This window comes from Pseudomonas sp. Arb-4-2C, assembly GCF_055755015.1.
This window is the reverse complement of the sequence record NZ_CM146899.1, coordinates 1,391,651-1,418,359: the sequence shown is the minus strand read 5'-3', so window position 1 is coordinate 1,418,359 and position 26,709 is coordinate 1,391,651. Positions and strand designations below refer to the sequence as shown.

The following is a 26,709-nucleotide window of genomic DNA, read 5'->3' as shown; positions in this document are numbered from 1 at the left end:
GCACCGGCCATGCCAGTGCCCGATCAAATCAGCCCTTGAACACTTCTTCCAGCAAATCATGCATCGACTTGAAGGCGCGTTTTGCGGTCTTCGCGTCGTACATCATTTTGCCCGGTACGTTGGCGTGCGGATCGGTGAACGAATGCACTGCACCGCCGTAGCTCAGCAACTGCCAATCCACACCCGCTGCGTTCATCTCGTCTTCAAACGCTGGCAACTGCTCTTTGGGCACCAATGGATCGCTAGCGCCGTGCAGCACCAGCACCGCGCCCTTGATGTTCTTCGCGTCTGCCGGGTTCGGCGAATCCAGCGTACCGTGGAACGACACGGCAGCCTTCACCGGCGCGCCAGTGCGGGCCAGATCCAGGGCACAGCAACCGCCAAAGCAGAAACCGAACACCGCCAGCTTCGACGTATCGACCGCCGCCTCACCCTGCTTCTGCAACTGCTCGAACGCTGCCTGCATGCGTTTGCGCAGCAATGCACGGTCGTTCTTCAGTGGCATCATCGCGGCGCCGGCCTGATCGCCGTTCTGCGGACGCACAGCCTGGCCGTACACATCGGCGATCAACACCACGTAGCCCTTGGCCGCAACTGACTTGGCAATCTCCTCGGCACCGGCGCTGACGCCCATCCAGTTCGGCGCCATCAACAGGCCCGGGCGCGCGCCCTTGTGCTCGGCGTCGAACGCCAGACGACCTTCATAAGGCTGGCCATCAAGCTGATAGACCACGGAACGTACAGTGACTTGGCTCATTTCTGACTCCTGAAGGGTAAACACCAGAATGAAAAAACCCGCCGAAGCGGGTTTTTATGCAACGTGATTAAACCGACAGTTCAACCAGCAGCTTGTTGAGACGGCGCACGTACGCGGCCGGATCCTTCAAGCTGTCGCCGGCAGCCAGGGCTGCCTGATCGAAGAGGATGTGCGACAGGTCGCCAAAACGCTCTTCGCTCTGCTCGCCGTCGAGTTTCTCGATCAGCGGGTGGCTCGGGTTGAACTCGAAGATCGGCTTCGAATCCGGCACTTTCTGGCCGCTGGCTTCGAGGATCTGGCGCATTTGCAGACCCAGGTCCTGTTCACCGATGGCCAGAATGGCTGGCGAGTCGGTCAGACGGTGCGATACGCGAACCTCGGCAACCGAATCGCCCAGCGCGGTTTTCAGACGCTCGACCAGACCTTCCTTGGACTTGGCGACTTCTTCTGCGGCCTTCTTGTCCTCTTCCGAGTCCAGGTTGCCCAGATCCAGGTCACCGCGCGCCACGTCGACAAAGGTCTTGCCGTCGAATTCGCTGAGGTAGCTCATCAGCCACTCGTCGATGCGGTCGGTCAGCAGCAGCACTTCGATGCCTTTCTTGCGGAAGACTTCCAGGTGCGGGCTGTTCTTGACTTGCGCGTAGGTTTCGCCGGTGAGGTAGTAGATCTTGTCCTGACCTTCCTTGGCACGTGCCAGGTAGTCAGCCAGACCGACAACTTGTTCGCCGTCGTCGCCATTGGTCGATGCGAAACGCAGCAGACCGGCAATTTTTTCCTTGTTGGCGAAATCTTCTGCCGGGCCTTCTTTCATGACCTGACCGAAGTTTTTCCAGAAGCCCTTGTATTGCTCAGGCTCGTTCTTCGCCAGTTTTTCCAGCATGTCCAGTACGCGCTTGGTCAGCGCCGACTTCATCGAGTCGATGATTGGGTCTTTCTGCAGGATTTCCCGCGACACGTTCAGCGACAGGTCATTGGAATCGACCACGCCTTTGATGAAGCGCAGGTACAGCGGCAGGAACGATTCGGCCTGGTCCATCACGAACACCCGCTGCACGTACAGCTTCAGGCCTTTAGGCGCTTCACGCTGGTACAGGTCGAACGGCGCACGGGCTGGCACGTACAGCAGCGAGCTGTACTCAAGCTTGCCTTCAACCTTGTTGTGGCTCCAGGCCAGCGGGTTTTCAAAGTCGTGGGCGATGTGCTTGTAGAACTCCTGGTACTCCTCGTCCTTCACTTCAGTGCGCGGACGGGTCCACAGAGCGCTGGCGCGGTTGACGGTTTCCCATTCAACGGCAGGGGCTTCTTCGCCTTCGGCAGCAGCCGCTTCTTTCGGCAGCTCGATTGGCAAAGCGATGTGGTCGGAGTACTTCTTGATGATGTTGCGCAGACGCCAGCCATCGGCAAACTCGTCTTCAGCCGCTTTCAGGTGCAGGACGATGCGGGTACCGCGCTCTGGCTTGTCGATGGTGGCGACTTCAAACTCGCCCTCGCCTTTCGACGACCAGTGCACGCCTTCGCTGGCAGGGGTGCCGGCGCGACGGCTGTACACGTCAACCTGGTCAGCAACGATGAAGGCGGAGTAGAAGCCGACACCGAACTGGCCGATCAGGTGCGAATCTTTCTTCTGATCGCCCGAGAGATTCTTCATGAAATCGGCGGTGCCCGATTTGGCGATGGTCCCCAGGTGGGTGATCACATCGTCACGGTTCATGCCGATACCGTTGTCTTCGAGGGTGACGGTCTTGGCGTCCTTGTCGAAGCTCACACGGATTTTCAGCTCAGCGCCACCTTCGAGCAACTCAGGCTTGGCCAAGGCTTCGAAGCGCAGCTTGTCTACAGCGTCAGAGGCGTTCGAGATCAATTCGCGAAGGAAGATTTCCTTGTTGGAATACAGCGAATGGATCATGAGGTGCAGCAGCTGCTTTACCTCGGTCTGGAAGCCCAGGGTTTCCTTTTGAGTTTCCACACTCATGGTCATCAAACTCCAATCAGATGGCATTGGCCGCGACCCAGATGGTCGGCGGCGGGTTGTTCATTGAGTTGGGGGCAGCGTTCAGGATTTCAAGGGCTCATCGATTTTGAAGTGCGCACGGGCGGTGGCAATCGGCTCGCTCTCGGTACTTTGCCAGGCCGTGATCGCAACGTTGGCGACGCGGCGGCCCTGACGACAGACCTGACACTTGGCCCAAGTGTCGCGAAACTGCCCGGCACGCAGGTAATCAAGGGAGAAGTCGATGATCTTCGGCACCCCGGGCGCCCCGGTGAAGATCAATAGATGCAACGCGGCTGCCAGTTCCATGAACCCGGCAATCACCCCGCCATGGATAGCCGGCAACAAAGGGTTACCAATGTTGTCCTTGTTCGCCGGCAGCTTGAACAGCAATTCATCGCCGACTCGCGAGCATTCGACACCGATCAGCCCCGCATAAGGAATCAGCTGCAGCAGCGGCGCGTAGTCGCCCTGAGCATGAGCCTGCAGCAACTGTTGCTTCCAGTCATCACTCATCAACGCTCTCCTTTGATCTTGCCGCCAAACCCCTGAGTGCCCTTCAAGCCCTTGCCCATGCGCATAAACGTGCCGACGACATGGGCGATCGGCTGCTGTGGGTCGTCCTGATAGGCGAAACCGCGCGCGAAGATCACGTCAGTGGTGACCCGATAACATTGCGCGAAACCGTAAACGTCCTTGGTCGGCTCAGCGGCATGCATGTAGTCGATGCGCAGATCCAGCGTCGGGCAGACTTCGAATTCCGGCAGCACGCACAGCGTCGACATGCCGCATGCGGTGTCCATCAGCGAAGTAATCGCCCCGCCGTGGATCACGCCGGTCTGCGGATTGCCGACTATTTTCGCGCTATACGGCAACTTTACCGTCAGCCCTTCACCGCTGGCGCTGTGCACCGTCAAACCGAGCACCTGACAGTGGCGCAATGCCGAGAGAAATCGCGTCGCACGCTCAAAAACGGGGTTTTCGGCCATTTGATAATTACTCTTGTTAGTGCCTGTTTTCGGTAGCAAACAGAACCGCAAAAGTTCCATTGCGAAACAAACTTATATATCTGATGAAAATGAGGAACTTAACCTTGAGGGGTGCGCTCTTAAGGCCAGTAGTTATTTTCCATAAGGAGAAACACCCCATGCGTAAGACTTTAGCTATTGCCTTGATGTTGACCGCTTCCCTCGGTCTCGCTGCCTGCGATAAAAAATCCGAGGACAAAGCTCAAGATGCCAACCAACATGCTGAACAAGCTCAGCAGAAAATGAATGAAGCTCAGGATAAAGTGAACGACGCAGCGAAAGAAAACGCTGAAGCCGCCAAAGATCAGGCTGAATCGAATCAGGCTGCTCAAGAGGAAGCTGCCAAGAAGCAATAATTGCGACTTGATGCAGAAAAAGAAAACCCGCCAAGTGCGGGTTTTCTTTTGTCTGTGATTGTTGAGAGTGCCGGGTTAGAAGCCGTTTTTTACAGCAACACGGTTCTAAAAGTCGGACTAATCATCAGCAACAAACTACAGATCAGACCGACCAGCCACACCAGGCTGCGCGGAGAGGGTTTATCCGCCAGGTACAACCACAAGTAGAGAATCCGCGCGATCACAAAGATGATCGCCAATGCATCGATCAACCACCCCTGTGTCTGCGTGGTGTGCGCCATCAGCACCCCCACGGCAAACAGGATGAACGCTTCGATGCTATTCTGATGCGCCGCCAGCGCCCGCGCGCCATAACCGGTGAGTTGCGCCTGCTGTTGCGGCAGGTGGTTGTTGTAACCGCCCTGCTCTTTCATGGCTTTACCCACCGGCATACGCGCGATGTAAATCAACAATGCACTGATAAACACACACCAGAACGGAATACTCATCAAGCGGCCTCTTTATTGGTTTCGGGCAACGTCGCCTCTGTAGGGGTATAGACCATCACATCCAGCACGTCGGAATGAAACTCGCGGCGATACAACACCAGCACCACGCCAGCACTCATCAACATGAACAGCCACGGGCTGACAAACCACGCCAGCATCGTCATGCCGAAGTAATAAGAGCGCAAGCCGAAGTTGAACTGGTTGGCCGCCATCGAAATCACCCGTGCCGCCCGCAGCGCGAATGCCTTGCGCTCCTGCTCGGAAACCTGGCGTTCACCGATCATCGGCGCCGAACCGACCAGGACTGCGGCAAAGTTGTACTGGCGCATGCACCAGCTGAACGTGAAGAAGGCATAGACGAACACCAGCGCCAGGCACAGCAACTTGATCTCCGACATGCCCTGCGATGCTTGCTGGACCATCGGAATGTCCGCCAGCAACGACACGGCGCGCTCGGAAGCGCCCAGCACGGTCAGAATGCCGGCGAGGATGATCAGGGTGCTGGACGCGAAGAACGAGGCGTTGCGCTCCAGGTTGCCGATCACGCTGGCATCGGCGATGCGGTTGTCGCGCAGCAGCATGCGGCGCATCCAGTCTTCACGGTACAGGTGCAGCACGCTGGCCAGGCACGCGGTGTCGCGGGCCTTCCACGACGCATAACGGGTATAACCGCCCCAGCAGGTGACAAACCAGAGCGCGGCCAGCAGGTGGATCAGGTTGGCTTGGATGAACGACATGCAATTCCTTGTGGAGTATGAACGCTGTACCTGTGGGTGCGGGCTTGCTCGCGAAAGCGGTGTGCCAAATACATAAACAGTGAATGACCCGACGCATGCGCGAGCAAGCCCGCTCCGATATTGAGATTTGCGCAGTGCTTCGACGTTGGCTCAAGGAAAAAGACACTGCCTGACGCGCATAAAAAATGCCCCGTATCGATTGATACGGGGCATTTCTGTTTAAGCGTTGAAGACCCGCTTGTGGCGGGTCAGCAATCAGGCAACCGCTTCGCTGCGCTTGCCCAGCAGGCGATCGCAGATCACCGCGACCACCAGGGTCATGACGCATGGCACCAGCCACGCCAGACCCTGCTCGCTCAGCGGCAGGTGCGACAGCTGCGATGGCATCCAGTCAGCCAGACCGGCGCCTTTGAGGGCGTCGATGGTGCCGAATACGAAGGACACGAGCATCACCGGGCCGATGATGCGGCCGTGTTCATGCCAGAAGTCTTTGCAGAAGCTCAGGCCGACCAACACGATGCACGGCGGGTAGATCGCGGTCAGCACCGGGATCGAGAAAGCGATCAGCTTGGTCAGGCCCAGGTTCGACACCAGCAGCGAGAACGCCGCCAGAATGATCACCAGCGTCTTGTAAGACAGTGGCAACACGCGGCTGAAGTACTCAGCGCAAGCGCAGGTCAGACCCACCGCCGTCACCAGGCACGCCAGCGAGATCAGCACCGCGAGGAAGCCGCTGCCCAGCGAACCGAAGGTGTGTTGCACGTAAGCGTGCAGCACGGCCGCGCCGTTGGTAGCACCGACTGCCACTTCATGGCTGCCGGAACCGAGACGGAACAGGCTGACATACACCAGCGCCAGACCGACACCGGCGATGAGACCGGCAATGATCGCGTAACGGGTGATCAGTGCTGGCGACTCGACGCCCCGGGAGCGGATCGCGTTGACGATGACGATACCGAACACCAGAGCGCCGAGGGTATCCATGGTCAGGTAACCATTAATGAAACCCTGGGAAAACGGTGCCGCCACGTACTCCGGCGTGCCTTGGCCAATGTCACCCGCCGGCAAGGCGAATGCAGCGATACCGAGCACCGCCAGGGCGATGATCTTCAACGGCGCCAGGAAACGCCCCACGGTGTCCAGCAGACGCCCCGGATACAGCGAGATGAAGAACACCAGCAGGAAGTACACCGAGCTGTAGAGGAACAGCGCCAGTGGGCTTTCGCCAGTCAGCGGCGCCAGACCCACTTCGAACGACACGGTCGCGGTACGCGGAGTGGCAAACAACGGGCCGACCGCCAGGTAGCACGCGGCTGCCAGAATGCCGCCGGCTATCTTGCCGATCGGGCTGCTCAGCGTGTCCATCGCCCCGCCGACTTTCGCCAGCGCAACGACGGTGATCACCGGCAAACCGACGGCAGTGATCAGGAAGCCCAGCGCCGCCATCCAGACGTGAGGTCCGGCCTGCAAACCGACGATAGGCGGGAAGATGATGTTACCGGCCCCGACGAACAGGGCAAATGTCATAAAACCAAGTGCCAGGATGTCCTGACCTTTCAAAACTTTCATTAAGGAAATACCACACTACTGAATCGGAATTTAGAGGGGGATTTCCCTGTGGGGTTAGGGAAATGCTGTCAGTCCGTATGAGACTGACCCGTTTAGCGCGTTGCATGCCTTGTGGGCGGCAGACGCAAAAATGGCTGCTAGCCTAACGAATTTGTCTGACAAACGCACTGTTTGAGGGCGAACTATCCGATACGCGACGTGTCTGTGTCGCGTTTTTGCATGTTATTGGGCGAGAGCCTATAAATCGCTATCGTCAAATAAACATCAGAAACGACAAAGGCCACCCGAGGGTGGCCTTTGTTTGGTGAAGCGTCAGTTCAGCGCGAGGCTTACTTGACAGCCCAACCGGTCAGCTCGGCCAGGGCCTTGCCGATGTCTGCCAGCGAACGCACGGTTTTCACGCCTGCGTCTTGCAGAGCAGCGAATTTCTCGTCTGCAGTGCCTTTGCCGCCAGAGATGATTGCGCCAGCATGGCCCATGCGCTTGCCCGGAGGAGCAGTCACACCAGCGATGTAGGAAACAACCGGCTTGGTCACGTGTGCCTTGATGTAGGCAGCCGCTTCTTCTTCAGCCGAACCGCCGATCTCGCCGATCATTACGATCGCTTCGGTCTTCGGGTCTTCCTGGAACAGTTTCAGGATGTCGATGAAGTTCGAACCCGGGATCGGGTCACCACCGATGCCGACGCAGGTCGACTGACCGAAACCGGCGTCAGTGGTCTGCTTCACAGCTTCGTAGGTCAGGGTGCCGGAACGCGAAACGATACCGACCTTGCCTGGCAAGTGAATGTGACCTGGCATGATGCCGATCTTGCATTCGCCTGGGGTGATCACGCCTGGGCAGTTAGGGCCGATCAGGACTACGCCCAGCTCGTCGCACTTAACTTTGGCGTCCAGCATGTCCAGGGTAGGAATGCCTTCGGTGATGCAGACGATCAGCTTGATGCCGCCGAATGCTGCTTCCAGGATCGAGTCCTTGCAGAAAGGAGCCGGAACGTAGATCACGCTGGCGGTAGCGCCGGTGGCAGCTACTGCGTCTTTGACAGTGTTGAACACTGGCAGACCCAGGTGCTCGGTGCCGCCTTTGCCAGGAGTAACGCCACCAACCATCTTGGTGCCGTATTCGATGGCTTGCTGGGTGTGGAAACTACCTTGCGAACCGGTAATACCCTGGCAGATAACTTTGGTGTCTTTATTGATCAGGACGCTCATTATTTGCCCTCCGCAGCTTTGACAACTTGTTGAGCAGCGTCGGTCAGGCTGGTAGCAGCGATGATGTTCAAACCGCTTTCTGCCAGTACTTTAGCGCCCAGCTCAGCGTTGTTACCTTCAAGGCGAACAACAACCGGGATTTTCACGCCGACTTCTTTCACAGCGCCGATGATGCCTTCGGCAATCATGTCGCAGCGAACGATGCCGCCGAAGATGTTGACCAGTACTGCAGCGACGTTGGTGTCGGACAGAATGATCTTGAACGCTTCAGTTACGCGTTCTTTGGTAGCGCCACCACCTACGTCGAGGAAGTTGGCTGGCTTGCCGCCATGCAGGTTGACGATGTCCATGGTACCCATGGCCAGGCCAGCACCGTTGACCATGCAGCCGATGTTGCCTTCCAGTGCCACGTAGTTCAGTTCGAACTTGGCAGCGTGCGCTTCGCGCGGATCGTCTTGCGACGGATCGTGGAAAGTCTTCAGCTTAGGCTGACGGTACATTGCGTTGGCGTCGATGTTGATCTTGGCGTCCAGGCAGTGCAGATCGCCGTCAGCCTTGATCACCAGCGGGTTCACTTCCAGCAGAGCCAGGTCGTGATCCTTGAACAGCTTGGCCAGACCTACGAAGATCTTGGCGAACTGAGCAACCTGCTTGCCTTCCAGACCCAGCTGGAATGCCAGCTCGCGACCCTGGAATGGCTGAGCGCCAACCAGTGGATCGATAGTGGCTTTCAGAATTTTTTCTGGAGTGTCGTGAGCGATTTTCTCGATGTCCACGCCACCTTCGGTGGAAGCCATGAACACGATGCGACGGCTCGAACGGTCAACGACAGCGCCCAGGTACAGCTCTTTAGCGATATCAGTGCACGATTCAACCAGGATCTTGGTGACTGGCTGGCCATTGGCGTCAGTCTGGTAAGTCACCAGACGCTTGCCCAGCCACTGCTGTGCGAAGGCTTTGGCGTCTTCTTTGCTGCGAACCAGCTTGACGCCGCCCGCTTTACCGCGACCACCGGCGTGGACCTGGGCTTTGACAACCCACTCGCTGCCGCCGATTTTGTCGCAAGCTTCTGCTGCTGCTTCCGGGGTGTCTACTGCGTAACCAGTGGAAACTGGCAGGCCGTATTCAGCGAACAGCTGCTTACCCTGATACTCGTGAAGATTCATGCTTTTTACCGTCTTCGTTAGGTACTGCGCATTCGGCGCTGCGCTCGTTTGAGTGCCGCGCCACCTGTGACTGCTGCTTGCGTAGCTGAGCTACGCAAGACTGCGTCCAGCGGACATTCCGCGGTGAGACTTGCTCGCAAGGCTCACGACGGGCCGTTACCGCCGTGGTTTCTTATTATGTCTTAACGCTTCTTGCGGTTGGCAATGTGGATGGCGCCGCCATTCACAGCCAGAGCAGCTTCGTGCAAGGCTTCAGACAGGGTCGGATGGGAGAAAACCATCATGCCCAGGTCTTCAGCGCTGGTGCCGAATTCCATACCGATCGCGCCCTGCTGAACCAGTTCTGCAGCGCTCGGACCAATCACGTGCACGCCCAATACGCGGTCAGTCTTGGCATCAGCGATGACCTTGACGAAACCACCGGTATCGTTGGCGGCCATGGCACGGCCGGAGGCGGCGAACGGGAAGGTGCCGACGTTAACTTCAACGCCTTCGGCTTTCAAGGCCTGCTCGGTTTTGCCAACCCACGCGATTTCCGGGTGAGTATAAATAACCGAAGGGATCAGGTCATAGTTCATCTGAGCCTTGTGGCCCTTGATGCGCTCGACAACCATGATGCCTTCTTCCGAAGCCTTGTGAGCCAGCATCATGCCGCGAACCACGTCACCAATGGCGAAAACGCCCGGTACAGTGGTGGCGCAGTGATCGTCAACGTGCACGAAACCGCGCTCGTCCAGGGTCACGCCACTGTCGGCAGCCAGCAGATCAGTGGTCACCGGACGGCGACCAACGGCTACGATCAGCTTGTCGAAAGTGATGGTCTGTTCGCCGTTGGCATCGGTGTAGTTGACAACGACTTCGTCGCCGTTGACTTTCGAGCCGGTCACGCGAGCGCCCAGCTTGATGTCCAGACCTTGTTTGGTCAGGGTTTTCAGCGCTTCCTTGGAAACAGCGGTATCCGCTGCCATCAGGAAGGTGTCCAGTGCTTCCAGGACAACCACTTCCGAGCCCAGACGCGACCATACCGAACCCAGTTCCAGACCGATCACGCCAGCGCCGATCACGCCCAGACGTTTAGGTACGGTCTGGAATTCCAGAGCGCCAGTCGAGTCGACGATGACTTTCTGATCGACCGGAGCCGGTGGAATGTCGATCGGACGCGAACCTGGAGCCAGGATGACGTTTTCAGCTTCGATGACTTCAACCGAGCCGTCCGGCTTGGTGACTTCGACTTTCTTGCCAGCCAGCAGTTTGCCGTGGCCCTGGATCGAAGTAACGCCGTTGGCCTTGAACAGGGTGGCAACGCCGCCGGTCAGGTTCTTGACGATGCCAGCCTTGCGGCCAACCATCGCTGCGACGTCCATTTTGACTTCGCCGGTCGAGATACCGTGAACGTTGAAGCTCTCTTTGGCTTCCTTGTACTTCCAGGAGCTGTCCAGCAGCGCCTTGGACGGAATGCAGCCGACGTTCAGGCAAGTACCGCCGAGGGCTTGCTTGCCTTCAGCGTCGGTGTACTTCTCGATGCAGGCAGTGGTGAGACCCAGCTGCGCGGCCTTGATGGCAGCAACATAGCCGCCAGGGCCGGCACCGATCACTACTACGTCAAATTTCTGCGACATTCAAAAAATCCTCTTTAGCGAAAAGCTTCAAGCCGCGCGCTCCAAGCCAGGCTGCCCTTTCCGGCAGCTTGAAGCTTGAAGCCCGCGACTGCTTCTATCAGATATCCAGCAACAGACGAGCCGGATCTTCCAGCAGGTTCTTGATGGTCACCAGGAAGGTCACAGCTTCTTTGCCATCGATCAGGCGGTGATCGTAGGACAGTGCCAGGTACATCATCGGACGGATCACGACCTGGCCGTTGATGGCCATCGGACGCTGGATGATGTTGTGCATGCCCAGAATCGCTGCCTGCGGCGGGTTGACGATCGGGGTCGACATCATCGAACCGAAGGTACCACCGTTGGTGATGGTGAAGGTACCACCGGTCATCTCGTCCATCGACAGTTTGCCGTCACGGGCTTTTTTGCCGAATGTTGCGATGCCGCCTTCGATTTCAGCCAGGCTCATCAGCTCGGCGTTACGCAGGACCGGTACAACCAGGCCACGGTCGCTGGAAACGGCAACGCCGATGTCAGCGTAGCCGTGGTAAACGATATCGCCGCCGTCGATCGACGCGTTGACAGCAGGGAAACGCTTCAGCGCTTCGGTAGCTGCTTTCACGAAGAACGACATGAAGCCCAGGCGTACGCCGTTGTGGGACTTCTCGAACAGATCCTTGTACTTCGAACGCAGCGCCATGACTTCGGTCATGTCGACTTCGTTGAAAGTGGTCAGCATCGCCATGTTCGACTGAGCTTCAACCAGACGCTTGGCCACGGTGGCACGAACGCGGGTCATCGGCACGCGCTTCTCGATGCGGTCGCCAGCGGCGAACACAGGAGCAGCGGCAGCTGGAGCAGCAGCCTTGGCAGGTGCGGCAGCCGGAGCAGCTTTCTTGGCAGCAACAGCAGCCACGACGTCTTCCTTGGTCACACGACCACCTTTGCCGGTGCCGGCAACGGAAGCGATGTTGATGCCGTTTTCTTCAGCCAGCTTGCGTGCAGCCGGAGCAGCAACAGGATCGTCTTCGCCTTCGGCAGCAGCCGGTGCAGCGGCAGCAGCCGGAGCAGCAGCGGCGGCTGGAGCAGCGGCAGCCGCGCCGCCTTCAACGATGGAGCCCAGGACTTCGTCGGACAGGACGGTCTCGCCCTCGCCCTTGACGATGGCGCCCAGCACGCCGTCGGCGGTAGCCAGAACTTCCAGTACGACTTTGTCAGTTTCGATGTCGACGATCAGTTCGTCGCGCTTGACGGCGTCGCCCGGTTGTTTGTGCCAGGTGGCAACGGTGCCATCGGCAACCGATTCCGGGAAAGTGGGGGCTTTGATCTCGATAGCCATTATCTGTGGTTCCTTAAATTCGGTTTCAGGTGCGCGAAGGCGTTAAACAGTAAAGGCGTCGTTCAGCAGTTTTTCCTGCTGTTCGGCGTGCATCGATGCGTAACCACATGCAGGTGCAGCAGAAGCCTCACGGCCCGCGTACTCAAGTACGAGAGACTTGTTGAGGTTGCTGATGCTGCGACGCAAGTGATGCTGGCTGCAGTACCAGGCACCCTGGTTCATCGGCTCTTCCTGACACCACACGGCATGCTTGACGTTGGTGTACGGAGCCAGGACTTCTTTCAAGTCGTCCTCAGGGAATGGATACAGCTGCTCGATACGCACGATGGCGATATCTTCACGGCCTTCGGCACGGCGTTTTTCCAGCAGGTCGTAGTAGACCTTGCCGCTACACAGAACAACGCGCTCGACCTTTTTCGGGTCCAGAACATCGATTTCCGGGATCACGGTCTGGAACGAACCTTCGGCCAGATCTTCCAGCGTCGAGATGGCCAGTTTGTGACGCAGCAGCGACTTCGGAGTCAGAACAACCAGTGGCTTGCGCAGCGGGCGAATCACCTGACGGCGCAGCAAGTGGTAGATCTGGGCCGGCGTGGTCGGCATGCACACCTGAATGTTGTGCTCGGCGCACAGCTGCAGGTAACGCTCAAGACGTGCCGAGCTGTGCTCAGGGCCCTGACCTTCGTAGCCGTGCGGCAACAGCATGGTCAGACCGCAGAGACGGCCCCACTTGTGCTCGCCGCTGGTGATGAACTGGTCGATAACAACCTGTGCACCGTTGGCGAAGTCGCCGAACTGGGCTTCCCAGATCACCAGCGCGTTTGGCGTGGTGGTCGAGTAACCGTATTCGAATGCCAGTACCGCTTCTTCCGACAGGAACGAGTCGTACAGGTCAAAGCGTGGCTGACCGTCGTACAAGTGCGCCAGAGGAATGTAGGTGCCCGCGTCTTTCTGGTTGTGCAGCACAGCGTGACGGTGCGAGAACGTACCGCGGCCGATGTCCTGACCAGTCATGCGGATCGGGTGACCTTCGAACGCGAGGGTCGCGTACGCCATGGTTTCGGCGTAACCCCAGTTGATCGGCAGGCCGCCGGCTTGCATCTTCTGACGGTCTTCGTAGATCTTCGCAACCTGACGCTGAACCACGAAGCCTTCCGGAATTTCCAGCAGCTTGGCAGACAGTTCTTGCAGGGTCTTCAGATCGAAACGCGTGTCGTGACGCGCAGTCCAGGCGTGGCCCAGATACGGACGCCAGTCCACGAACAGCTCTTTGTTCGGTTCTTTGACCAGCGATTTCACTACGTGCAGACCGTTGTCCAGCGCATTGCGGTACTCGTCAACCTTGGCCTGAACACGTTCAGCGTCCAGTACACCGGCCTGAGTCAGACGATCAGCGTACAGCTCACGGGTGGTGCGCTGCTTGGTGATCTGCTGGTACATCAGAGGCTGGGTGCCGCTTGGTTCGTCGGCCTCGTTGTGGCCGCGACGACGGTAGCAGACCAGGTCGATCACCACGTCACGCTTGAACTGCATGCGGTAGTCGATGGCCAGCTGGGTCACGAACAGCACGGCTTCCGGATCATCACCATTCACATGGAGGATCGGCGCCTGGATCATCTTCGCAACGTCGGTGGCGTACTCGGTGGAGCGCGAGTCCAGCGGGTTGCTGATGGTGAAACCAACCTGGTTGTTGATCACGATGTGCACGGTACCGCCGGTCTTGAAACCGCGGGTCTGCGACATCTGGAAGGTTTCCATGACCACGCCCTGACCTGCGAATGCAGCGTCACCGTGGATGGAGATCGGCAGAACCTTCTCACCGGTCGGGTCGTTACGACGATCCTGACGGGCGCGAACCGAACCTTCTACCACCGGGGAAACGATTTCCAGGTGGGACGGGTTGAACGCCATGGCCAGGTGAACTTCACCGCCTGCGGTCATTACGTTGGACGAGAAGCCCTGGTGGTATTTAACGTCACCGGAACCCAGCTCGACCTTCTTCTTGCCTTCGAACTCGTCGAACAGCTCGCGCGGGTTCTTGCCGAAGGTGTTGACCAGCACGTTCAGACGGCCACGGTGGGCCATGCCGATGACAACTTCCTTGGTGCCGTAGGAACCGGAACGCTGGATCAGTTCGTCGAGCATCGGAATCAGGCTTTCGCCGCCTTCCAGACCGAAACGCTTGGTGCCCGGGTATTTGGTGCCCAGGTATTTTTCCAGGCCTTCACCGGCAGTGACGCGCTCGAGCAGATGGCTCTTGATGTCGGCCGAGTACGTCGGACGACCGCGCACGCTTTCCAGACGCTGCTGGAACCACTGGCGCTGCTCGGAATCGGTGATGTGCGTAAATTCAGCGCCGATGGTGCGGCAATATGTCTGCTGCAACGCTTCGTGAATTTCGCGTAGGCTCGCTTCCTCTTTGCCGATGAACAGGTCGCCGGCACGGAAGGTCGTATCAAGATCGGCATTGGTCAAGCCGTAATGATTGATCGACAGGTCTGCAGGTGCAGGACGCTGCCACAGCCCCAGCGGGTCAAGCTGGGCTGCCTGGTGGCCACGCATACGGTAGGCCTGGATCAATCGCAGCACTTCAACTTGCTTCTTCTCGTGCTCACTGCTCACGCTCCCGGCGGAAACCGGTTGGGCGCGGCGCTGGTTCTTTGCCAGCAGCACGAAATGATCGCGAATTGTGGAGTGCGAAACATCAGTGGCAGAGTTGCCGTCGGCAGGCAACTTCTGAAAGTAGGTGCGCCACTCTTCTGGCACAGCGTTAGGGTCGTGCAGGTAGAGCTCATAAAGCTCTTCCACATAGGCAGCGTTTCCACCTGAAAGGTAGGCGCTGTTCCACATGCGCTGCATCACGCTTTCTTGCATGCTTGGTCACCCTCGGTTAGGGGAACACCATCGGCGCCAATACCGAGCAAACTTGCAGAAGTCCGAATGCAGCGACCAAAACAAGCCACTTAGGATCACGCTGATAGTCCGGGTACCAGCCCGGATGCCCCTGCTTGTCTCATTTCTTCAAAATAAGAGCTGCAGCTTGTGACTACTGCTCTGGTTATAGCCATGACGCGGGTTGAAGCCCGCGCCACAGCCTCTTCGGTACAGCGGTTCTACGGTTACAGCAGCTGAATCACACGCCGCTCGAAAGCAGCATGTTACGGATGTGACCGATGGCCTTAGTCGGGTTCAGGCCTTTCGGACATACGTTGACGCAGTTCATGATACCCCGGCAGCGGAATACGCTGAACGGGTCATCGAGCGAAGCCAGACGCTCGGATGTCTTGGTGTCGCGGCTGTCTGCCAGGAAGCGGTACGCTTGCAGCAGGGCAGCTGGACCCAGGAACTTGTCCGGGTTCCACCAGAAGGACGGGCACGAGGTCGAGCAGCAGGCGCACAGAATGCACTCGTACAGACCGTCGAGCTTTTCACGCTCTTCAGGGGACTGCAGACGCTCGATGGCCGGAGCCGGCGTGTCGTTCTGCAGGTATGGCTTAACCTTCTCGTATTGCTTGTAGAAGATGCTCATATCGACAACCAGGTCACGGATAACCGGCAAACCTGGCAGCGGACGAACGATCAACTTGTTGCCTTTCACTACGGCGGACAGCGGCGTGATGCACGCCAGACCGTTCTTGCCGTTGATGTTCATGCCGTCGGAGCCGCAGACGCCTTCACGGCAAGAGCGACGATAGGAGAAACCCTCGTCCTGCTCTTTGATCAGGGCCAGCACGTCCAGCACCATCAGGTCTTTACCACCGGTATCGACCTGGAATTCCTGCATGAACGGCGCAGCGTCCTGATCAGGGTTGTAGCGATAAACACTGACTTGCAACATGGCGGTCACCCTTAATAAGTCCGGACTTTAGGTTCGAAAGTCGGAACAGTCTTCGGCGAGAAGTTCACGGCACGCTTGGTGACGCGCTTGTCACCCGGGAAGTACAGGGTGTGGCACAGCCAGTTTTCGTCGTCACGATCTTCGAAGTCTTCACGGGCGTGAGCGCCGCGGGACTCTTTACGCACTTCGGCAGCGATGGCGGTAGCTTCAGCCACTTCCAGCAGGTTTTGCAGCTCGAGCGCTTCGATACGCGCAGTGTTGAACGCCTGCGACTTGTCGTTGATCTTCACGTTGGCGATACGCTTGCGCAGATCAGCCAGCTGAGCGATGCCCTTCTGCATGTATTCGCCGGTACGGAACACACCGAAGTAGTTCTGCATGCAGCTTTGCAGCTCGCGACGCAGGGTAGCCACGTCTTCACCATCGGTACGGCCGTTCAGCGCGTTCAGACGCGACAGGGCAGCTTCGATGTCGGCTTCGGTAGCGTCGTCGTATTCGATACCGTCGGTCAGCGCCTTTTCCAGGTGCAGGCCGGCAGCGCGGCCGAACACCACCAGGTCGAGCAGCGAGTTGCCGCCCAGACGGTTGGCACCGTGCACCGATACGCAAGCCACTTCGCCTACTGCGAACAGACCAGGAATGATCTGGTCCACGCCTTCGGCGTTCTGGGTGATCGCCTGACCATGGATGTTGGTGGCAACGCCGCCCATCATGTAGTGGCAGGTCGGAACAACCGGAACCGGCGCAACAACCGGGTCAACGTGAGCGAAAGTCTTCGACAGTTCGCAGATGCCTGGCAGACGGCTGTGCAGCACTTCCTCGCCCAGATGGTCGAGTTTGAGCATCACGTGGTCGCCATTCGGACCGCAACCGTTGCCGGCGATGATTTCTTTAACCATCGAGCGGGCAACCACGTCACGACCGGCAAGGTCTTTCGCGTTCGGAGCATAACGCTCCATGAAACGCTCGCCGTGCTTGTTGATCAGGTAACCACCTTCACCACGGCAACCTTCGGTAACCAGTACACCGGCGCCGGCGATGCCGGTCGGGTGGAACTGCCACATTTCGATGTCTTGTACCGGCACGCCAGCACGCAGGGCCATGCCGACGCCGTCACCGGTGTTGATCAGGGCATTGGTGGTGGATGCGTAGATACGGCCAGCACCGCCGGTGGCCAGTACGGTGGCCTTGGCGCGGATGTAGGAGGTTTCGCCGGTTTCGATGCAGATCGCGATCACACCGACGAACTCGCCTTCCTGGTTTTTCACCAGGTCGACAGCGTAGTACTCGTTCAGGAACGTGGTACCGGCTTTCAGGTTGCCCTGATAAAGGGTGTGCAGCAGAGCGTGACCAGTACGGTCGGACGCTGCGCAGGTACGAGCAGCCTGGCCGCCCTTACCGTAATCCTTGGACTGACCGCCGAACGGACGCTGGTAGATACGGCCTTGCTCGGTACGCGAGAACGGCAGACCCATGTGGTCCAGCTCGAAAACGGCAGCCGGGCCTTCCTGACACATGTATTCGATCGCGTCCTGGTCACCGATATAGTCGGAGCCCTTGACGGTATCGTACATGTGCCAGCGCCAGTCATCGTTCGGGTCAGCGGACGCGATCGCACAGGTGATGCCGCCCTGGGCGGATACAGTGTGCGAGCGGGTCGGGAAAACCTTGGTGATCACGGCAGTCTTGTGACCGCCTTGTGCCAGCTGCAGCGCAGCGCGCATGCCGGCACCGCCACCACCAATAATGATGGCGTCGAAAGAAATCGTTGGAATGTTAGCCATGACTCAGATACCCCAGAGAATCTGCACACCCCAGACGAAGTAAGCGAACATCGCAACGCCGCATACTGCCTGGAAAAGGAAACGTATAGCCGTCGCGGACTTGCCGAACGCCATTGGCGTCAGGTAGTCAGTCGCGATGGTCCACATGCCGACCCAGGCGTGAGCGCCGAGAGCAACAAGGGCCAGGAGGCTGAAAATACGCATCCCGTTGTGGGCGAACAGTTCATGCCACTGGGCGTACTCGAGGCCTGGGTGGGCCACGACGTATCCGATCAGAAAGATGAAGTAAGCCGCGAGAACGACCGCCGACACACGCTGCGCCATCCAGTCATAGAGGCCCGAACGCGAGAGGTTCGTGACGTTAGTTACCATATCCAGACTCCTGCCAGAACGATTACCACCACGGAAACGGCGATAACGATTTTCGAGCCCAGCTTGCCGCCTTCCAGCGTCTCGCCGATGCCCATGTCCATGATCAAATGGCGCACACCGGCAACCAGGTGATACAGCAGAGCGGACAGGATGCCCCAAATCACTAGCTTGGCTAGCGGACTGGTCAGACACGCTTTCACCTGACCGAAGCCTTCCTCGGAGCTCAGCGACTTGTCCAATGCGTAAAGCATGATGGCCAGGCTGACAAAGAGGATGACACCGGAGATACGGTGAAGAATGGACGTGTAAGCAGTGACTGGGAGTTTGATGGTCCTTAGGTCTAGGTTTACAGGTCGTTGGCTTTTCACGGCTTTTTTTTCACACTGAAGAGCCCCTAACAATCAGGGCAAAGTTGTTGGGGAGTGCACTGGTCAGGTAACCACCACCCAGGGATGCGACCCCCAATGAAAGCAAGCCCAAAAGCCCTTGGCGGTCGGTGGCCGAGTATAGACAGTTAGGCTACTAATGACAACGCAATCACCTACCCCCAATAGCTGATTGCACAAGTCGCATAAAAGGCGTAAATGGCAGTCAATTTCGAGGAAAAAGTGCGCTTAAAGCCTTCTGGAGCAAGACTTTAGGCAAATTGACATTCGAATTTATCTCACTATAGTGGTGCGGGCCCTGCGTGGGGGGTCTGTCTGATGGTTCAAGCATAAATAGGAGGCCACATGGCTGACAAAAAAGCGCAGTTGATCATCGAGGGCGCAGCCCCCGTCGAGCTGCCCATTTTAACCGGCACCGTTGGTCCCGATGTAATCGATGTTCGGGGCCTGACGGCCACGGGCCGCTTCACTTTCGACCCGGGTTTCATGTCGACCGCCTCGTGCGAATCGAAGATCACCTATATCGACGGCGACAACGGCATTCTGTTGCACCGCGGCTACCCGATCGAACAGCTGGCTGAAAAGTCGGACTACCTGGAAACCTGCTACCTGCTGCTCAACGGCGAACTGCCGACCGCAGAACAGAAGGCCCAGTTCGTCAGCACCGTGAAAAACCACACCATGGTTCACGAGCAGCTGAAAACCTTCTTCAACGGCTTCCGTCGCGACGCCCACCCGATGGCCGTCATGTGCGGCGTAGTCGGTGCCCTCTCGGCCTTCTACCACGACTCCCTGGACATCAATAACCCGCAGCATCGCGAAATCTCCGCGATCCGTCTGGTTGCCAAGATGCCAACCCTGGCAGCGATGGTTTACAAGTACTCCATGGGCCAACCCATGATGTACCCGCGCAACGACCTGACGTACGCGGAAAACTTCCTGCACATGATGTTCAACACCCCGTGCGAGATCAAACCGATCAGCCCGGTACTCGCCAAGGCCATGGACCGGATCTTCATCCTCCACGCCGACCACGAGCAGAACGCATCGACTTCCACCGTGCGTCTGGCAGGCTCCTCGGGTGCCAACCCGTTCGCCTGTATCGCCGCCGGTATCGCCGCACTGTGGGGCCCTGCCCACGGCGGCGCGAACGAAGCCGTGTTGACCATGCTTGACGAGATTGGCGATGTGTCCAACATCGACAAGTTCATCGCCAAGGCCAAGGACAAGAACGATCCGTTCAAGCTGATGGGCTTCGGTCACCGCGTTTACAAGAACCGCGATCCTCGCGCGACTGTAATGAAGCAGACCTGCGACGAAGTACTGAAGGAACTGGGCATCAACAATGATCCGCAACTCGAACTGGCCATGCGCCTGGAAGAGATCGCGCTGACCGACCCGTACTTCATCGAGCGCTCGCTGTACCCGAACGTCGACTTCTACTCGGGGATCATCCTCAAGGCGATCGGCATTCCAACCAGCATGTTTACTGTGATCTTTGCTTTGGCACGTACTGTTGGCTGGATCTCCCACTGGAAAGAAATGCTCTCCAGCCCGTACAAGATTGGCCGTCCGCGCCAGCTGTACACCGGCTATGAGTCGCGTGATATCACCAAGCTGGAAGACCGCAAATAAGACCTGTCTTGCGATAACGTCTTGAGTTGTATCGGGAACGGCCTCTATTTATATAGGGGCCGTTTTTGTTTGTCCGGGATTTGGGGATTGGGGACATATCCGTTGCTGCGGGTGCTGCCGCTGGCGGTTTCGCTCTTACAGCGAGTCCCTTTTTCAAACGCCAAAAAGGAACCAAAAGGCTTGGCCCCGGCGTACGGCACTTCGCTGAGGCTCAGTGTTCCCTCGCTACGGTGTCCATCCGGGGGCATCGCCTACGGTTTGCTTCGCTGCACCTCCTCTCGATGTATGCGGCTTCGCCGCACGGCGCTGCGCGCCTAGCCCCTGATGGACACCTACGCTCGGCCTGCCGAAGGGGCCTGAAGATCAAAAGCCAAAGCCAAAGCCAAAGCAAGATCAAAAGCCCCTCACGGTAAAGACCGGGTACATCCTTTACGTTTGAGACCGGGGACATGGTTTACAGGTATCAATCATGGTCAGGAGGTACTGACCATGCCCTGGAGTCAAGAGTCCCCGATGGATCAGCGAAGCAAACCGTAGGCGCTGCGCCCGGATGGATCCCGGAGCGAAGGAACCCCGAGCCTCAGCGAGCGGGCCGGACGTAGGAGCAAGCCTTTTTGGTTACTTTTTCGGCGTCTGGAAAAAGTGACCCGCCGTAAGGGCGGAACCCTAAGCCGCCGTTACCACAACAACGGATATGTACCCATTCCCACAAAAAACCCAGCCCGCCCGATAACCGCCCACAAAAAAAAATGCCCCGATCTCTCAACCGGGGCATTTCAGTCAAAACATGTAATCAGCTGTTAGTGCGAAACCGCCCCACTCGCCCCAAGGCCAGTCTGCGAACGCACAAACTGCGGGAAGAACAGCGCCCGCTCGTTCTCGGCCGCCGCCGACTTGTCAGTGATCGAGAAGAACCAGATGCCGATGAACGCAATGATCATCGAAAACAGCGCCGGGTACTCGTAAGGGAAGATCGCCTTCTCGTGATGCAGAATCTGCACCCAAATGGTTGGACCAAGGATCATCAGCCCCACGGCACTGATCAACCCCATCCAGCCACCCACCATTGCACCGCGGGTGGTCAGCTTCTTCCAGTACATCGAAAGCAGCAGTACCGGGAAGTTGCAACTCGCCGCAATCGAGAACGCCAGGCCAACCATGAACGCAATGTTCTGGCTTTCGAACAGGATACCCAGGCCAATAGCCAGAACACCCAGTGCAATAGTGGTGATCTTCGACACGCGAATCTCATCCTTGTCGTTGGCCTTGCCCTTCTTGATCACGCTGGCATACAGGTCGTGAGACACCGCTGAGGCACCGGCCAGTGTCAAACCAGCCACTACCGCCAGAATGGTCGCAAACGCCACCGCCGAGATGAAGCCAAGGAAAATACTGCCACCCACCGCGTCAGCCAGGTGCACCGCCGCCATGTTGTTGCCGCCGAGCAGAGCGCCCGCCGCATCTTTGAAGGCCGGGTTGGTGCTGACCAGCAGGATCGCGCCGAAGCCGATGATGAACGTCAGGATGTAGAAGTAGCCAATGAAGCCGGTTGCATACAGCACGCTCTTGCGCGCTTCCTTGGCGTCACTCACGGTGAAGAAGCGCATCAGGATGTGCGGCAGGCCGGCGGTACCGAACATCAGCGCCAGGCCCAGGGAGAATGCCGAAATCGGATCTTTCACCAGGCCGCCCGGGCTCATGATCGCCTCACCTTTAGGGTGGACCTTGATCGCCTCGGAGAACAGCATGTTGAAATCGAAGTTGACGTGCTTCATCACCATCAGCGCCATGAACGAGGCACCGGACAGCAACAGCACCGCCTTGATGATCTGCACCCAGGTGGTCGCCAGCATGCCGCCGAACAGCACGTAAAGGCACATCAGGATGCCCACCAGAATCACCGCGACATAGTAGTCGAGGCCGAACAGCAGCTGGATCAGCTTGCCGGCACCGACCATTTGCGCGATCAGGTAGAACGCCACCACCACCAGCGAACCGCAGGCAGACAGGGTGCGGATCTGAGTTTGCCCGAGGCGATAGGACGCCACGTCGGCAAAGGTGTATTTACCCAGGTTGCGCAGGCGTTCGGCGATCAGGAACAGAATGATCGGCCACCCCACCAGGAAGCCGATCGAGTAGATCAGGCCATCGTAGCCGGAGGTGAACACCAGCGCGGAAATCCCCAGGAAGGACGCTGCCGACATGTAGTCACCGGCAATCGCCAGACCGTTCTGGAACCCGGTGATCTTGCCGCCCGCCGCATAGTAGTCGGCGGCCGACTTGTTGCGTTTGGACGCCCAGTAGGTGATGCACAGAGTGGCACCGACGAACACCACGAACATGGCGATCGCGGCGACGTTGAGCGGTTGTTTGTGGACTTCGCCGGTCAAGGCGTCAGCGGCCCAGACTGCCGGAGCGAACGCTGCGATGCTCAAAAGAGCCAGTAGACGCCGGATCATTGCTGAGCCTCCTTGAGAATCGCATTGTTCAGGTCGTCGAACTCGCCATTGGCGCGCCGTACGTAGATAGCGGTCAGGATGAAAGCCGAGACAATCAGGCCGACACCGATCGGGATGCCCCAGGTAATGGATGATTCGGGACTGATCTTGGCACCGAGCACTTGCGGCCCGTAAGCGATCAGCAGGATGAAGGCGGAGTAAAGCCCTAGCATGATCGCCGAGAGTATCCAGGCGAATCGTTCCCTTTTCTTCACCAGCTCCTTGAAGCGCGGGCTGTTTTGAATCGAGAGGTAAATGCTGTCGTTCATTGTTTTTATCCTCGCAGCACAGATTATTGTTGGAACGTATCCACTGTATGCGGCTGCGGAACGGCTTCCAGACGACCTTAGTATTAGAACGACATGACACTTTCGCCAATTTTCGGACTGTAAAGAGCCGAAATAATCGGAAATGACCTCTCAAACAGCCACAAACCCTGTGAACCACGCTGCGCCAGAAACAAATGTGGGAGCGGGCTTGCTCGCGAAGGCGTCCTGTCAGTCAACAATCTGGTTGACTGATCCGACGCTTTCGCGAGCAAGCCCGCTCCCACAGGGGCAGTGCTTTATCCGGGGTTATTTGGTCCAGTCGGCTACGCGATCCGGGTGTTTGGCGACCCAATCCTTGGCCGCGGCTTCAGGTTTGGCGCCGTCCTGAATCGCCAGCATGACTTCGCCGATCTCGTCTTTCGACGCCCACTGGAAATTCTTCAGGAACTTGGCCACTTCCGGGGCCTTGGTGGCGAGTTCCTTGCTGCCGATGCTGTTCACGGTTTCAGCCGCGCCATACACGCCTTTCGGGTCGTCAAGGAAGCGCAGTTTCCACTTGGCGAACATCCAGTGCGGCACCCAACCGGTGACGGCAATCGATTCGTTCTTCTTCTCGGCCCGGGTCAGCTCGGCAATCATGCCGGCACCGGAACTGGCCTTGAGGGTGTATTTGTCCAGGCCATAATCCTTGATCGCCTGATCAGTCTTGAGCATCACGCCTGAACCGGCGTCGATGCCGACAATACGGTTTTTGAAGCTGTCGTCGGTTTTCAGGTCTTCGATCGATTTCGCTTTGACGTACTCCGGCACGATCAGGCCGATTTTCGCATCCTTGAAGTTCGGGCCGTAATCGACGACCAGATCCTTGTTCTTCGCCCAGTATTCGCCGTGGGTGACCGGCAGCCACGCCGAGAGCATCGCATCGAGTTTGCCGGTGGCCACGCCCTGCCACATGATCCCGGTGGCGACGGCTTGCAGTTTCACGTCGTAGCCGAGTTTCTGCTTGATCACTTCGGCCGCCACGTGGGTGGTCGCAACGCTGTCGGACCAGCCGTCAACGTAACCGATGTTCAGGGTCTGTTTTTCAGCGCTGGCGAAAGTGGAGCTCATCGCAAGCACCAGAGCGGCACCTGCGCCTAAAAGTCGTCGCATCTTCATCGTTACTTCCCCGAAATGCTGCGCCCGACGGATGCCGGGCATCGTCAACGTATTGTTATGGTGCACAGCGCCCCCATCACGCCCGACCGCAAACTCGCTCGTACGACAGTGGAGTACTGACGCTTTCGATCATCAACCTGACGCCCGCTGCGACCTGCTCTGGCAACGACCTCAAGACAACGAGAAACGACATCAGAAAGCCATTAATCGCGTCTGAATAAATGACGCCAAATAATCCGCCCGAACTTTGCATGGGCAAATGATGCAGGCCACCAACCCGCGGATAAATGCAGGTAACATGCGTCGCTTTGCAGCCACTCGGCCTGATCATGTCCGCGACTTCCCGCTTTCCGCTTGTTCCCTATTTCTTCGCTTGCCTGCTTGGCCTGTTTGCCCTTGGCGGTTTCTGGTACGGCCTCGGCAAACCGGTGATCCTGCCGGACGCCGCCACCCCGACGCACAAGTTGCAATGCGCCTCCTACACGCCGTTCGACAAGGATCAGTCGCCGTTCGACGTGCCGTTCAAGCTGCGTCCGGAACGTATGGACGCCGACCTCGCCCTGCTGGCGACGCGCTTCGAATGCATCCGCACCTACTCGATGACCGGCCTCGAAGCCCTGCCCGAGCTGGCGCGCAAGCACGGTTTGAAATTGATGATCGGTGCCTGGGTCAACAGCAACCCGGTGGACACTGAAAAAGAAGTCGATCTGCTGATCGCCTCGGCCAACGCCAACCCGGACGTGGTCAGTGCGGTGATCGTCGGCAACGAGGCCTTGCTGCGCAAGGAAGTCACCGGCGCGCAACTGGCCAGACTGATCAACAAGGTCAAAAGCCAGGTCAGGCAGCCGGTCACGTATGCCGATGTCTGGGAGTTCTGGCTCAAGCATCCGGAAGTCGCGCCGGCCGTGGATTTCCTGACCATTCACTTGCTGCCGTACTGGGAAGACGATCCGTCGAACATCGACGTCGCCCTGCAACACGTGGCGGATGTGCGTCAGGTGTTCGGCAACAAGTTCGCGCCCAAAGACGTGATGATCGGCGAGACCGGCTGGCCCAGCGAAGGCCGCCAGCGCGAGACCGCCCTGCCGAGCCGGGTCAATGAAGCCAAATTCATTCGTGGTTTTGTCGCGATGGCCGAGAAGGAAGGCTGGCATTACAACCTGATCGAGGCGTTCGACCAGCCATGGAAGCGTGGCAGCGAAGGTGCGGTCGGTGGCTACTGGGGCCTGTTCGACGCGGATCGTCAGGACAAGGGCGTACTCGCCGGGCCGGTGACCAACGTGCCGTACTGGAAGGAATGGCTGGGCCTGGGCGGGCTGATTTTCCTCGGCACGCTGCTGCTCGGCGGCCGGGTGCGCAGCACACAATCAGCATTGATCCTGCCGCTGCTCGGCGCGGTGGCCGCCTGCTCGATCGGCGCCTGGGGCGATCTGGCGCGGGTGACCACGCGGTTTGCCGGCGAATGGCTGTGGGTCGGTTTGCTGACAGCGTTGAACCTGCTGGTGCTGGCGCATGCTGCGCTGACCTTGAGCAGCCGCCAGGGTTGGCGTGAACGCGCGTTCAATCTGCTGGAGCGCCGCGCCGGTTGGCTGGTTGCCGTAGCAGGTTTTGCTGCAGCGGTGATGATGCTGGAGATGGTGTTCGACGCACGTTATCGCAGCTTCGCCAGCATGGCGTTCATTCTGCCGGCGCTGGTGTACGTGTGCCGTCCGGTCAGCGTGCCGCGCCGGGAAATCGCCCTGCTGACCTTTATCGTTGGCGCCGGCATTGCGCCGCAGTTATTTGTGGAAGGGTTGCAGAACCAGCAGGCCTGGGGTTGGGCGCTAGTGAGTGGGCTCATGGTGGCGGCGTTGTGGCGCTGCCTGCGGGTTCGCAACCGCTGATCTCCAGAGGCCAATCTTGCCCCTTCGCGAGCAAGCCCGCTCCCACATCTGATCGGGTTCCTCCAGCTGGAACGCAATCAGATGTGGGAGCGGGCTTGCTCGCGAAGGCAGACGGTCAGGCGCTACGGGACGCCCGGACCAGGCGCAACCCGCCAATCACCAGCGCAAACACCGCTAACGTGGTGTTGTAAAGCGCCAGTGCCGGCAGCCCGAACACCAGCGCCAGCACCGCCAGCCACCACCCTGCCCGCCCGGGCAAGACAAAACCGAGCAGCGCCGTACCCAGCGCGGCCCAGCCCAGCACCTTGAAGTGAATCATCAGCCCCAGGTTCGAACGCACCGAACACTCCCAGCGGCTGGCCTCATCGACGCAGATGCCGACCCACTGCCCATCCTCCATGAAGCCATAACGCGCGCCATAACTGGCCGCCAGCCATAACGGCAGCAGAACGAGCAACAGGATCACGGGCAAGCGGCGGGACATGAATCACTCCAATCTACGGAAATCGGCGGCCAGCTTAATCGGACTTGCACCGTTGGCAAGCACTAACAACTGTTAACTGGTCATCCGCGACGTGCAAAGTGTATCGTCCAGCTACTATTACCCCGAATTCTGCCTGTTTGGTGCCGCCGCATGGCACTTTGGC

Annotated in this window: 23 protein-coding genes; 3 read left to right on the top strand and 20 right to left on the bottom strand. The window is 58.5% G+C overall.

Going from position 1 to position 26,709, the window contains the following annotated elements; all coding sequences use genetic code 11:
* Positions 1–28 precede the first annotated feature (28 nt).
* The 4 genes from AC0J41_RS06435 to AC0J41_RS06420 all read right to left on the bottom strand — a co-directional run bounded on the left by AC0J41_RS06435 (position 29) and on the right by AC0J41_RS06420 (position 3,736).
* Positions 29–757 (bottom strand): dienelactone hydrolase family protein, encoded by a 729-nt coding sequence (locus AC0J41_RS06435; RefSeq protein ID WP_473014895.1) that lies wholly within the window; start codon positions 755–757, stop codon positions 29–31.
* Between the two features lie 67 nt (positions 758–824).
* The gene (gene htpG / locus AC0J41_RS06430) at positions 825–2,729 is read right to left on the bottom strand and encodes a molecular chaperone HtpG (protein ID WP_025111862.1); all 1,905 of its coding nucleotides are present in this window, start codon (positions 2,727–2,729) and stop codon (positions 825–827) included.
* Between the two features lie 81 nt (positions 2,730–2,810).
* A complete protein-coding gene (locus tag AC0J41_RS06425; protein WP_025111863.1) occupies positions 2,811–3,263 on the bottom strand; it encodes a PaaI family thioesterase in 453 nt (150 codons plus the stop codon).
* A complete protein-coding gene (locus tag AC0J41_RS06420) occupies positions 3,263–3,736 on the bottom strand; it encodes a PaaI family thioesterase (protein ID WP_473014894.1) in 474 nt (157 codons plus the stop codon). The genes AC0J41_RS06425 and AC0J41_RS06420 overlap by 1 nt, the downstream gene beginning before the upstream one ends.
* 158 nt (positions 3,737–3,894) lie before the next feature.
* On the opposite strand from AC0J41_RS06420, the gene AC0J41_RS06415 reads away from it, so the two are divergent.
* Positions 3,895–4,131, top strand: a complete 237-nt coding sequence (locus AC0J41_RS06415; protein WP_003223025.1) for a hypothetical protein — start codon at positions 3,895–3,897, stop codon at positions 4,129–4,131.
* An 89-nt stretch (positions 4,132–4,220) separates the two neighbouring features.
* Here the strand turns inward: AC0J41_RS06415 and AC0J41_RS06410 are convergent, their stop codons facing one another.
* From AC0J41_RS06410 to sdhC, 12 genes are all read right to left on the bottom strand, one after another.
* The gene (locus AC0J41_RS06410; protein WP_473014892.1) at positions 4,221–4,619 is read right to left on the bottom strand and encodes an MAPEG family protein; all 399 of its coding nucleotides are present in this window, start codon (positions 4,617–4,619) and stop codon (positions 4,221–4,223) included.
* Positions 4,619–5,356 carry a DUF599 domain-containing protein gene (locus AC0J41_RS06405; RefSeq protein WP_025111866.1) on the bottom strand — a complete coding sequence of 246 codons (738 nt, stop codon included), beginning with the start codon at positions 5,354–5,356 and terminating at the stop codon, positions 4,619–4,621. The genes AC0J41_RS06410 and AC0J41_RS06405 overlap by 1 nt, the downstream gene beginning before the upstream one ends.
* A 255-nt stretch (positions 5,357–5,611) precedes the next feature.
* Positions 5,612–6,925 carry a branched-chain amino acid transport system II carrier protein gene (gene brnQ / locus AC0J41_RS06400; protein ID WP_025111867.1) on the bottom strand — a complete coding sequence of 438 codons (1,314 nt, stop codon included), beginning with the start codon at positions 6,923–6,925 and terminating at the stop codon, positions 5,612–5,614.
* 329 nt (positions 6,926–7,254) lie between these two features.
* A complete protein-coding gene (sucD, locus tag AC0J41_RS06395) occupies positions 7,255–8,136 on the bottom strand; it encodes a succinate--CoA ligase subunit alpha (RefSeq protein ID WP_007919877.1) in 882 nt (293 codons plus the stop codon).
* Positions 8,136–9,302 (bottom strand): ADP-forming succinate--CoA ligase subunit beta, encoded by a 1,167-nt coding sequence (gene sucC, locus AC0J41_RS06390; protein ID WP_007919879.1) that lies wholly within the window; start codon positions 9,300–9,302, stop codon positions 8,136–8,138. The genes sucD and sucC overlap by 1 nt, the downstream gene beginning before the upstream one ends.
* Before the next feature lie 182 nt (positions 9,303–9,484).
* Positions 9,485–10,921 (bottom strand): dihydrolipoyl dehydrogenase, encoded by a 1,437-nt coding sequence (gene lpdA, locus AC0J41_RS06385; protein ID WP_102356807.1) that lies wholly within the window; start codon positions 10,919–10,921, stop codon positions 9,485–9,487.
* 97 nt (positions 10,922–11,018) lie between these two features.
* Positions 11,019–12,239 carry a 2-oxoglutarate dehydrogenase complex dihydrolipoyllysine-residue succinyltransferase gene (gene odhB, locus AC0J41_RS06380; protein WP_473014890.1) on the bottom strand — a complete coding sequence of 407 codons (1,221 nt, stop codon included), beginning with the start codon at positions 12,237–12,239 and terminating at the stop codon, positions 11,019–11,021.
* 42 nt (positions 12,240–12,281) lie between these two features.
* A complete protein-coding gene (locus AC0J41_RS06375; RefSeq protein ID WP_025111870.1) occupies positions 12,282–15,113 on the bottom strand; it encodes a 2-oxoglutarate dehydrogenase E1 component in 2,832 nt (943 codons plus the stop codon).
* 259 nt (positions 15,114–15,372) lie between these two features.
* Complete coding sequence (locus AC0J41_RS06370; RefSeq protein ID WP_003223007.1) at positions 15,373–16,077, bottom strand: succinate dehydrogenase iron-sulfur subunit; 705 nt, start codon at positions 16,075–16,077, stop codon at positions 15,373–15,375.
* A gap of 11 nt (positions 16,078–16,088) precedes the next feature.
* Positions 16,089–17,861 (bottom strand): succinate dehydrogenase flavoprotein subunit, encoded by a 1,773-nt coding sequence (sdhA, locus tag AC0J41_RS06365; RefSeq protein ID WP_025111871.1) that lies wholly within the window; start codon positions 17,859–17,861, stop codon positions 16,089–16,091.
* A 3-nt stretch (positions 17,862–17,864) separates the two neighbouring features.
* Positions 17,865–18,233, bottom strand: coding sequence for a succinate dehydrogenase, hydrophobic membrane anchor protein (gene sdhD, locus AC0J41_RS06360; protein ID WP_003222999.1), 369 nt, complete (start codon positions 18,231–18,233; stop codon positions 17,865–17,867).
* Positions 18,227–18,601, bottom strand: coding sequence for a succinate dehydrogenase, cytochrome b556 subunit (gene sdhC / locus AC0J41_RS06355; protein ID WP_017127965.1), 375 nt, complete (start codon positions 18,599–18,601; stop codon positions 18,227–18,229). Before sdhC ends, sdhD begins: the two co-directional genes overlap by 7 nt.
* A gap of 363 nt (positions 18,602–18,964) precedes the next feature.
* Here sdhC and gltA point away from each other — a divergent pair, with 363 nt between their 5' ends.
* Complete coding sequence (gene gltA, locus AC0J41_RS06350; protein WP_003222994.1) at positions 18,965–20,254, top strand: citrate synthase; 1,290 nt, start codon at positions 18,965–18,967, stop codon at positions 20,252–20,254.
* An 800-nt stretch (positions 20,255–21,054) separates the two neighbouring features.
* On the opposite strand, the gene AC0J41_RS06345 is transcribed toward gltA, so the two are convergent.
* The 3 genes from AC0J41_RS06345 to AC0J41_RS06335 all read right to left on the bottom strand — a co-directional run bounded on the left by AC0J41_RS06345 (position 21,055) and on the right by AC0J41_RS06335 (position 24,179).
* Complete coding sequence (locus AC0J41_RS06345) at positions 21,055–22,713, bottom strand: cation acetate symporter (RefSeq protein WP_025111872.1); 1,659 nt, start codon at positions 22,711–22,713, stop codon at positions 21,055–21,057.
* On the bottom strand, positions 22,710–23,021 hold the full coding sequence (locus AC0J41_RS06340; RefSeq protein WP_025111873.1) for a DUF485 domain-containing protein: 312 nt from the start codon (positions 23,019–23,021) through the stop codon (positions 22,710–22,712). Before AC0J41_RS06340 ends, AC0J41_RS06345 begins: the two co-directional genes overlap by 4 nt.
* Before the next feature lie 306 nt (positions 23,022–23,327).
* Positions 23,328–24,179 carry a glycine betaine ABC transporter substrate-binding protein gene (locus AC0J41_RS06335; protein ID WP_025111874.1) on the bottom strand — a complete coding sequence of 284 codons (852 nt, stop codon included), beginning with the start codon at positions 24,177–24,179 and terminating at the stop codon, positions 23,328–23,330.
* Between the two features lie 287 nt (positions 24,180–24,466).
* Between AC0J41_RS06335 and AC0J41_RS06330 the strand changes: the two genes are divergently transcribed.
* Positions 24,467–26,062, top strand: a complete 1,596-nt coding sequence (locus AC0J41_RS06330; protein WP_473014889.1) for a glycoside hydrolase family 17 protein — start codon at positions 24,467–24,469, stop codon at positions 26,060–26,062.
* A gap of 115 nt (positions 26,063–26,177) precedes the next feature.
* Here AC0J41_RS06330 and AC0J41_RS06325 read toward each other — a convergent pair whose 3' ends face one another.
* Positions 26,178–26,546 (bottom strand): hypothetical protein, encoded by a 369-nt coding sequence (locus tag AC0J41_RS06325; protein ID WP_025111876.1) that lies wholly within the window; start codon positions 26,544–26,546, stop codon positions 26,178–26,180.
* Positions 26,547–26,709: the final 163 nt, after the last annotated feature.